Source organism: Thermococcus sp. (assembly GCF_015523185.1).
In the GTDB taxonomy this organism is placed as follows: domain Archaea; phylum Methanobacteriota_B; class Thermococci; order Thermococcales; family Thermococcaceae; genus Thermococcus.
Map to the genome: position 1 here is coordinate 1 of NZ_WAKV01000070.1, position 9164 is coordinate 9164.

Genomic DNA, 9164 nt, shown 5'->3' on the forward strand with positions numbered 1-9164 from the left:
GCCCAAAAACCTTAAATACTTAAAGCCGTTACTCGCTCCGATGCCGATGAGGGGGGAGTGTCTTCTCCGCTGGCACTCAAATGCCTAATTTCACCGATAACCCCCCTATTCGTGACTCTCTTCTGGGAAAATTAAAGACAATAAGGAGGTTTTGGAAATGACCAAGATTGACTTCAAGGCCATTGAGGAGAAGTGGCAGAAGCGCTGGTTAGAGGAGAGAATCTTCGAACCCGACAGAAAAGCCAAGCCCAAGGAGAAGAAGTTCTACATAACGGTAGCCTTTCCCTACCTTTCGGGCCACCTCCACGTCGGCCACGCGAGAACCTACACGATTCCAGACGTTATAGCGCGCTTTAAGAGAATGCAGGGATACAACGTGCTCTTTCCAATGGCGTGGCACATCACAGGAGCTCCGATAGTCGGTATCGCCGAGAGGATAAAGAACCGCGACCCCAAGACGATACACATCTACCGCGACGTTTACAAAGTTCCCGAGGAAATCCTCTGGAAGTTCGAGGACCCGAAGGAAATCGTCAAGTACTTCATGAAGTCCGCAAAGGAAACCTTCATAAGGGCCGGCTTTAGCGTTGACTGGAGCAGGGAATTCCACACGACTTCGCTGTTCCCGCCCTTCAGCAAGTTCATCGAATGGCAGTTCTGGACGTTGAAAGATATGGGGCTGGTCGTTAAGGGAGCGCACCGCGTTCGCTGGGACCCGGTAGTTGGCACGCCATTGGGAGACCACGACATAATGGAGGGCGAAGACGTTCAAATCCTTGAGTACGTCATAATCAAGTTCATCCTTGAGGAGAACGGCGAAGTTGTATACCTCCCTGCCGCAACCCTCAGACCCGAGACGGTCTACGGCGTCACAAACATGTGGCTGAACCCCAACGCGACCTACGTCAAAGCCAAAGTTAAGCGCGGTGAGAGAGAGGAGACCTGGATAGTCAGCAAGGAGGCCGCTTACAAGCTCTCCTTCCAGGACAGGGAGATAGAGGTCATAGAGGAGTTCAAAGGCGAGAGGCTCATCGGCAAATACGTGAAGAACCCGGTTACTGGAGATGAAATCATTATCCTCCCCGCGGAGTTCGTTGACCCGGACAACGCGACCGGAGTGGTCATGAGCGTTCCGGCTCACGCTCCCTTCGACCACATAGCCTTGGAAGACCTGAAGAAGGAGACGGAGATTCTGCTCAAATACGACATAGACCCGCGCGTTCTGGAGGACATCACCTATATATCGCTGATTGAGCTTGAGGGTTACGGCGACTTCCCGGCGGTGGAAGAGGTTGAGAAGCTTGGAATCAAGAGCCAGAAGGACAAGGAGAAGCTTGAGGAAGCGACGAAGACCATCTACAAGGCGGAGTACCACAAGGGACACTTTAAGATAGAGCCCTACGCCGGAAAACCCGTGCAGGAGGTTAAGGACCTCATCGCGAAGGAGCTGATGGAGAAAGGCATAGCCGAGATAATGTACGAGTTCGCGGAAAAGCCCGTCATTTCAAGGTTTGGCAATCAGGCTGTCATCAAGATAATCCACGACCAGTGGTTCATTGACTACGGAAATCCGGAGTGGAAGGAGAAGGCGAGGGAGGCTTTGGCCAACATGACGATTTACCCGGAGAGCAGAAGGGCGCAGTTCGAGGCTGTGATAGACTGGCTCGACAAGAAGGCCTGCGCGAGGAAGGTTGGCCTTGGAACGCCGCTCCCATGGGACCCCGACTGGGTCATTGAGAGCCTGAGTGATTCAACAATCTACATGGCATACTACACTATAAGCAGACACATCAACCAGCTGAGGAAGGAGGGCAAACTCAATCCAGAGAAGCTCACGAGGGAGTTCTTCGACTACCTGTTTAGGGAGAACTTCAGCGAGGAGCGCGAGAAAGAGCTTGAGGAGAAGACGGGAATTCCCGCGGAGACAATCCACGAGATGAAGGAGGAGTTCGAGTACTGGTATCCCCTAGACTGGCGTTGCTCCGCCAAAGACCTCATACCAAACCACCTGACGTTCTTCATCTTCAACCACACCGCAATATTCAGGAAGGAGCACTGGCCAAGGGGCATCGCTGTCAACGGCTTCGGAACGCTGGAAGGACAGAAGATGAGCAAGAGCAAGGGTAACGTGCTGAACTTCATAGATGCAATCGAGGAGAACGGTGCAGATGTGGTGAGGCTCTACATAATGAGCCTTGCCGAGCACGACAGCGACTTCGACTGGCGCAGGAAAGAGGTAGGAAAGCTCCGCAGGCAGGTCGAGAGGTTCTACGAGCTGGTGAGCGGCTTCTCGACCTATGAAGCTAAGGAAGGCGTTGAACTCAAGGACATCGATAAGTGGATGCTCCACCGCCTTAATAAGGCCATAGAGGGGGCAACGAAAGCCCTTGAGGAGTTTAGGACTAGGACGGCAGTGCAGTGGGCCTTCTACACGGTTTTAAACGACCTGCGCTGGTACATGCGCAGAACCGATGGTAGAGACGACGAGGCGAAGCGCTACGTATTGAGAAAGCTGGCAGAAATCTGGGTCAGGCTCATGGCGCCGTTTACACCCCACATAAGCGAGGAACTGTGGGAGAAGCTCGGCGGAGAGGGCTTCGTAAGCCTGGCGAAATGGCCTGAACCGGTTGAAGAGTGGTGGAACGAGACGGTAGAGGCTGAAGAGCAGTTCGTCCAGTCGGTCATCGAGGACATCAAGGAAATAATAAGGGTAGCCAAGCTCGAAAATGCAAAGAGGGCCTACATCTACACTGCCCCCGAGTGGAAGTGGAAAGTGGTTGAAGTTGTGGCAGAGAAAAGGGACTTCAAGTCAGCGATGGCCGAACTGATGAAAGAGCAGGAGATGAGGAAGCACGGCAAGGAGGTAAGCAGGCTCATCCAGAGGCTGATAAGGGACAGAGCCTTCGAAGTAAAGAGGATAAACGAGGAGAAAGCACTTAGAGAGGCAAAGGACTTCATTGAGAAGGAGCTCGGCCTGGAGATAATCATCAACGCCGAGGAGGACAAGGGAGGAAAGAAGAGGCAGGCGATGCCACTGAAGCCCGCCGTTTATGTGGAGTGAGTCATTTTTCTATTTCCCTTTTAAACTCATTGTAATCACCGCACCAACTGGATAAAACGGCAGGAGGAGAACCAGAGCTGCCACCTTCAGGAGCTGGTCTTCTGTGATTGTGAAGGTGGGAGTTACCACAATAACCAAGCTGAGAGTGTAGACTACGAGAGAAGGGATTAGTACTTCCAAATAGGAGGAATGGAAGTAACCACCGACCACACCCAAAACTAGCCAGTAAAGAGCTATAGCAGTCCAGACGTAAAAATTCAAATGAAGGGGAATTACAAAGGGAACAAGCATTAGGGCCGAAATACCCAGTGCCTTCAAAGGCGTTCTCGACAGCCTGATCAGTGAGCCTAGGTAATATGGAGGTAGTGCCATAAAAACGGTAACCCAGTACCATGCTTTTCCCAACGTCAATGTAACAAGGGGCAGAGAGATTGCCAGGACTAAGCCTCCAATCGTCAGTTTCCATCGTAGTGAAGATTTGAAAGCGTATCCCACCACAAAGAGCCCCAATAATGACGCTAGCTCTATCCAGTAGGCTTTTTTCAACCACGAAGAAAACCACAAAGTCAAAAAGAAAATTAAAAAAGCAAGCTCTGGAAGTTTTTTGTGCATTAGACGACACCCCCCTCATTAATAGTCGTTTTCTGCATCTTCCCTGGTTCCCTCTTTTGTTGGATAATCTCCAGGCTCCCATACCTTTTTCTTAAGGTTCGGGTTTGAATCCACTTGAGCACTCATGGCATGGTTCCATGTGTTGATATATATAGCTTTGTATGACTCCCCGTATTTATCCCCATGGGGCCCGTGGAAAGGATTATCAAAGAATTCGTCAGTTGAATATATTGATGGAAAATCTGCTTTATTGTACCAAGCATAATAATAGAATGTCTCTATGTCCTCTATGCGTCCATACTTCATCCATCTATATGCATCATAGCTCTTGTCCAATTCCCAAATTGGGTCATCTTCATCTTTGTAAACAATGGTAATTTCAAATATTGGTCCAACTTGAGTCATGTGCATGTACCAATACACCTTTACAATTCCGTTGTCTCCTTCGAAGGGACCATAGGGATCCTTTCCACCATGAAGAATACCCGGATCGCCGTTTATGTCAACGAGTGGCTGATATATCGTGGGAAGCCATGGAGATGAGCTTGCTGTAACTTCACTCCCAGGCACTTCGTGAGTTTTAAGCCAGTTTAGGAAATAGTCATAGTAATTTAATTAATACCACTTAACTTTGAACCACCTAAAAGAAACAGAGCCAGAGTAAAGGATTTTCATGACCATGCAAGGGGAATAAACATAATTCCCCCAGAAATTCCAGAACAGGAAGAATCAAAAATTCGTACCAGTAATTACTTCAACCCCACATTATAAAACCTTTTCTCCGAAAACACCTTAAAGAAAAGCCCTTTAGCATTTTGCGGTGTTGTCCATGTTTTTTGGCGAAGAAACATTCAAAAGAGAAATCCTCTCTAAAATCCCGCCCCGGAACGAGTCCCCGCTACCACCCAATTGGCTTCATCATGAGATGCTCGAGCGATTCCGCGTCCTGCAGTTCTCTCCGATAAGAGAGGGAATGAACGTCCTTGAAATAGGCTGCGGCGCACATGCCCTAACGACCGTTCCGCTCGCATATCTCGTCGGTGAAACCGGTCGCGTTGTGGCCGTTGATAAATCAAGGTGGCGCTTCTTCGAGGAGATAACTTCAGTTACTGGGGTTAAGCACAGGATAATCCCCCTAAAGCTCGACGCGAGGGAGCTTCCCTTTCCGTTCAAAACCTTCGATTTGGCCGTCCTCATCCATGGAGTTAGGAGCCTGAAAAATGAGGAGACAATGGTAAAGGTTATCTCCGAGATGCTCAGAGTCTCTGGACGAGTCTTCATAGCCGAGAGCCTGCCGGTAGCGACCAACGAGAGGCAGAGGGCACATTTGGAGCTATACAACCTCCGCGAGGAAATCTTTGAGGCGCTGTTCGGTGAAAAGGACGACCTGCACTACCCAACACTTGAGAGGCTCGTGGAGATTGTCGAGAAAGCGGGAGGGAATGTAATAGAGAACGGAACCTTTGAGCCTGGCCTTCCGCACTACCTGGCATACATCCCGCGGGAGTACGTGGAGAGAATAAAAGATGGGAAAAAGCGCGCCGAGCTTTTAAAAAGGTGGGATAGAGCCTACGAGAAGTGGAAGAAAGGAACCGAGCACCCGCCGGTTGGGTGGATTCTGGCGGAAAGTTCACCTCTCGACTACAACTTCCACACGGCCGAGGAAGAGGACTAACAGGAAAGCCAGCACTATAAGGGCCTTTAGAAGTGACGAAACCCATAACGGGTAAGGTCTTGGCATCTCATTTTTTGAGCGGAGAACTGTTCCCTCGTCGAAGACCTTTGCATCTCCGGGCATTTTTAAGAGCACGAGCGCAGTAAGGAAGTCGCCCGCCATTCCCGCTGTATTGAAGATGTAAATGAGCGCCCAGAAATCGGAGCGGAGGGCCCAGGCAAGGGAAAAGGAAATGGCAGAGAGTACCAGTGGAGATAGGGAAACGAGCGTGTACCTCTTCGCAGGTAAGGGAGTCCCGACGGCCACGTACGGCACTAAAGCAACCTTGCCAATCGTCGTAACTCCGAACCTCACTTTGGCTCGGAGGAGCTTTACCGTCAAGGCATGGAGGCCCTCGTGGAGCGGAACCACTAAAACCCACGGCAGGAGGAAGTAAAGGGCATCAACCAAGGAGCTCAAGGAAACTTCAACCCATGGAACTGCCAGAGCCGATACTATGAGAAGGAACGGGGACAGGATAGCGATATCGGAGGAATAATCGGAGAGCTTGAGCTCTCCCATCAAAATTCCCTCTCGACCAGAAACTCCGCTAAAAGTTCTAAATCCTTCCTTGCCTCGCTCTCGGGGAGTATCTTAAGGGCCTCGTTCGCCTCTCTGACAAGGTTTTTCGCGTACTGAGCGGCGTAGTCAATGCTTCCGTACTTTTTGAGGAGCTCAATGGCCTTTGCAACCTCCTCCTTCACCTTCTCGTCGTGTATCAGCGCGTCGCCCTTCGCGTCGCCGGCGTACTTACCGAAAACCTTCAGGAACTCGGCCTTATCTTCATCACTCGCGTTCTGGAAGAAGTGGCTAACTATCAGCGTCTTCTTGCCCTTCCTTATGTCGCTTCCGACAGGTTTACCCAGTTTCTCCTCGTCGGCTATTAGGTCAAGGACGTCGTCCCATATCTGGAAGGCGATTCCAACGTTCCTGCCCCACTTTGACAGGGCCCTAATGTAGTCCTCGTTATCCGTTCCAACGATTGCCCCGATGGTCGCAGAGCCGTCAAAGAGCGCCCCGGTTTTACCGCTTATCATTCTGAGGTACTCCTCAACAGTCACCTCGTCCCTCGTCTCGAACTCTATGTCCAGAGCCTGCCCCTCGCAGAGCTCGTTGGAGGTCTTTACCAAGACCTCAAGGATTCTGGCCTTTTTCTCCGGGCTTACCTCAGCCCTGGCTATCGCCTCAAAGGCCTTGCTGAAGAGCAAATCGCCCGCTAAAATGGCCATGTTAACGCCCCAGACCTTGTGGACGGTCGGCCTTCCCCTTCTGAGCTCGTCCATGTCCATAATGTCGTCGTGGACGAGGGAGTAGTTGTGGATTAGCTCCACGGCGCTCGCGGGATAGAGTGCCTTCTCGGGGTCGCCACCGACCGCTTCGGTGGCGCGCAGGACTACAAAGGGCCTTACCCTCTTCCCGCCGGCGAGTGGATAATGCCTCGCGGCATCGTAGAGGCTCTTTGGTTCCTTCTCGGGAATGAGTTCAAAGATTTTCTTGTCAACGGCCTTGGCCATGATTTTAATCCTGTTGAACAGCTCATTGTACTTTCCCATGCTATCACCCCGTGAGCATGAAAGAGCTAATGGAAAAAGAGAGGAACCCTTTATCAGTCTTACGGAGTTTCACGGAATCTCAACAACGTAGCCGTTCCTCGAAACGAAGACGTCCTTTCCAATCATGTAGCCCTCTTCCTCAGCGAGTTCAGCGTAGTGGGTCAGCATTCTGAACTCGCCGTGAGCCGGGACGATGTTCTCCGGATTGAGCATTCTGACGAGGTAGCGGTGGTCTTCCCTGCTGGCATGTCCAGAAACGTGGAGGTCCTTAATCATCCTGACGCCCCTCATCCTTAGCTTCGTCTCGAGTTTGTATCTCTGGGCGTAGTTTAGGGGGTTGGGTATCGTCCCCGCAGAGAAGACGACGGTGTCATCTTTTCCGATGTCGTAGAGTTCACCATCGGCCATCCTAGTTAGAACGGCCCCCGGCTCCCCCTGGTGGCCTGTGACTATAAGGAGGTAGTTCTCCCTTGCCTGGGAAACCTCCTTTAGAACCTTTCTAACGGCGTTGGGGCTCCTAACGGCTCTGGCTCCTTTCATCTTTATGAGGCCGAGCTGTTTTGCTATGCCCGTGTACTTCGCCAGCGAGCGACCGACGAGAACGGCCTGCCTGCCCATCCTGTTGGCTATCCAGATGAGCTCCTGAAGGCGGAATATATGGCTCGCGAAGGTAGTGGCTATCAGTCCTTTCTCGTCCATGCCCTCGTAGAGGAAGAAGTCCTCGAGGAGCATCTGGGCAACAGCTTCACTCGGCGTTTTAGTCGGTTCGGCAACACGCGTTGACTCTGCTATTAGGACTTTAACACCCTCCTTACCGAGCTCCTTCAATCTCTTGTAGTCAGGCCTCTCGCCGAGGGGGTTGTTGTTGTCGAACTTAAAATCGCCGGTGTGGAGGACTATTCCATCAGGCGTGTGTATCGCAACCATCGAGGCCTGTGGAATTGAGTGGGTTGAGCGGATGAACTCTATCGCGATGTTCTCGCTCACCTGGACGATTTCCCCGAAGTTCGTTTCATACATGGGGTTTTTCACTTCAAAATACTCCTCGCTCTTAACCTCTGCTTTTGCGAGCTTAATCGTGTAGGGCGTCCCGTAGACGGGCGTGTCCGGGTAGTGGGGCGCGAGCTTGGCTATTGCCCCTATGTGGTCGAGGTGGCCGTGGGTGAGGGCTATCGCAACGACCTTCTTGTTCCTGCTTTTCCACAGGATTCTGTCGTCGGGAATTGCGCCGAGCTTCTGGAGTTCTTTATCCGAAAACTTCTGAATGCTCGTGTCCTCGTGAATCATCACCCTGTCGAGCATAATGCCCATGTCTATTATCACGACTTCCTCCTTCCTGCCGTCGGAATAGCCAACGGCGGTCATGTTCTTGCCGACTTCCTCGTAACCGCTGATTGTGTAGATTCGTATCATCTGCATCATCCTCCCGCCCCAGGCCCCTCTTGAGGCGTGGGGCTGCGTTGCTCTCTACTCTGTCCAGGGGTTTAAAAAGGTGTGCATTCATTTCCTCCTATCAAAATACCAAGAGAGGGGTATTCCTATCAGAGACGCCACAATTAGACCAGCTGGCATCCACCAGATTCCGTTCCAGTGCATAAACCAGGTTCCATCAGTATAGTAAGAGCAAAAGGTTCCTACCAATGCACCCAAGAGATAGGAAACGTTCCTGAGCGGGGTTGTTCCGAACTTGTGGACCATCGCGTCAAAGAACCCGAAAGCAATTGATAAGGCCATCGTGAAGGGATTCCACGTGAGTGCAAAGCCCTCGATGAAGCTAAGGATGAGCCTGCCCTTTGAATCTATCATCGAAAACACCGAAGTTTATACGATAGAAAGTTTAAAAAGATGACTCAAACAATGAGTTACCTGCGTCTCAGGTACACCGGCAGGTCAATCCTCTGCTCAAGCCACTCCCTCGTGAAGCCCGTGATAACGAGCGGAACCCTTCTCAGCTCATCGACGTTCCTGGCTCCAACGAGGAACATCGCATTCCTTATCTCCTCAATGTACCTCCGGAGGATTTTTATGACGCCTTCAACGTCGCCTTTCACGGCGGGCTTTAAGAGAGGCAACGCCACTCCGGCGAAGGTGGCACCCATAGCTAAAGCCTTCGCCATGGTTATTCCATCCCTCATCCCACCGGTGGCTATAATGGGCAACTCCGTCGAGTGGCGAACTTCAGCAACGCTTATGGCCGTTTTAATTCCCCAGTCCCAGAAGCGTA

At 51.4% G+C, this 9164-nt stretch carries 9 protein-coding genes; 2 read left to right on the forward strand and 7 right to left on the reverse strand.

What is annotated here, in order from left to right; translation table 11 throughout:
* Positions 1-157 precede the first annotated feature (157 nt).
* The gene (gene leuS, locus F7B33_RS08235; RefSeq protein WP_297074096.1) at positions 158-3061 is read left to right on the forward strand and encodes a leucine--tRNA ligase; all 2904 of its coding nucleotides are present in this window, start codon (positions 158-160) and stop codon (positions 3059-3061) included.
* A gap of 9 nt (positions 3062-3070) precedes the next feature.
* On the opposite strand, the gene F7B33_RS08240 is transcribed toward leuS, so the two are convergent.
* A complete protein-coding gene (locus tag F7B33_RS08240) occupies positions 3071-3673 on the reverse strand; it encodes a hypothetical protein (protein ID WP_297074098.1) in 603 nt (200 codons plus the stop codon).
* An 18-nt stretch (positions 3674-3691) separates the two neighbouring features.
* Complete coding sequence (locus F7B33_RS08245; protein WP_297074099.1) at positions 3692-4243, reverse strand: hypothetical protein; 552 nt, start codon at positions 4241-4243, stop codon at positions 3692-3694.
* Positions 4244-4502: 259 nt separating this feature from the next.
* Here F7B33_RS08245 and F7B33_RS08250 point away from each other — a divergent pair, with 259 nt between their 5' ends.
* Positions 4503-5348: a class I SAM-dependent methyltransferase gene (locus F7B33_RS08250; RefSeq protein ID WP_297074100.1), complete on the forward strand. Its 846-nt coding sequence runs from the start codon at positions 4503-4505 to the stop codon at positions 5346-5348.
* On the opposite strand, the gene F7B33_RS08255 is transcribed toward F7B33_RS08250, so the two are convergent.
* The 5 genes from F7B33_RS08255 to F7B33_RS08275 all read right to left on the reverse strand — a co-directional run.
* Entirely contained in the window at positions 5304-5909 is a 606-nt protein-coding gene (locus F7B33_RS08255; protein WP_297074101.1) for a DUF3267 domain-containing protein, read from the reverse strand. The two genes, F7B33_RS08250 and F7B33_RS08255, sit on opposite strands and share 45 nt — an antisense overlap.
* Complete coding sequence (locus F7B33_RS08260) at positions 5909-6940, reverse strand: polyprenyl synthetase family protein (RefSeq protein ID WP_297074102.1); 1032 nt, start codon at positions 6938-6940, stop codon at positions 5909-5911. The genes F7B33_RS08255 and F7B33_RS08260 overlap by 1 nt, the downstream gene beginning before the upstream one ends.
* 69 nt (positions 6941-7009) lie before the next feature.
* Positions 7010-8353, reverse strand: coding sequence for an RNase J family beta-CASP ribonuclease (locus F7B33_RS08265; protein WP_297065252.1), 1344 nt, complete (start codon positions 8351-8353; stop codon positions 7010-7012).
* Between the two features lie 87 nt (positions 8354-8440).
* The gene (locus F7B33_RS08270; RefSeq protein WP_297065248.1) at positions 8441-8755 is read right to left on the reverse strand and encodes a hypothetical protein; all 315 of its coding nucleotides are present in this window, start codon (positions 8753-8755) and stop codon (positions 8441-8443) included.
* Positions 8756-8802: 47 nt separating this feature from the next.
* On the reverse strand, positions 8803-9164 hold a 362-nt coding region (locus F7B33_RS08275; RefSeq protein ID WP_297074103.1), incomplete at its 5' end, for an alpha-hydroxy-acid oxidizing protein.

Bases quoted from the DNA above. Each gene is read 5' to 3' on its own strand.
- leuS (WP_297074096.1), top strand. From the start codon at position 158: ATGACCAAGATTGACTTCAAGGCCATTGAGGAGAAGTGGCAGAAGCGC.
- F7B33_RS08240 (WP_297074098.1), bottom strand. From the start codon at position 3,673: ATGCACAAAAAACTTCCAGAGCTTGCTTTTTTAATTTTCTTTTTGACT.
- F7B33_RS08250 (WP_297074100.1), top strand. From the start codon at position 4,503: ATGTTTTTTGGCGAAGAAACATTCAAAAGAGAAATCCTCTCTAAAATC.
- F7B33_RS08255 (WP_297074101.1), bottom strand. From the start codon at position 5,909: ATGGGAGAGCTCAAGCTCTCCGATTATTCCTCCGATATCGCTATCCTG.
- F7B33_RS08260 (WP_297074102.1), bottom strand. From the start codon at position 6,940: ATGGGAAAGTACAATGAGCTGTTCAACAGGATTAAAATCATGGCCAAG.
- F7B33_RS08265 (WP_297065252.1), bottom strand. From the start codon at position 8,353: ATGATACGAATCTACACAATCAGCGGTTACGAGGAAGTCGGCAAGAAC.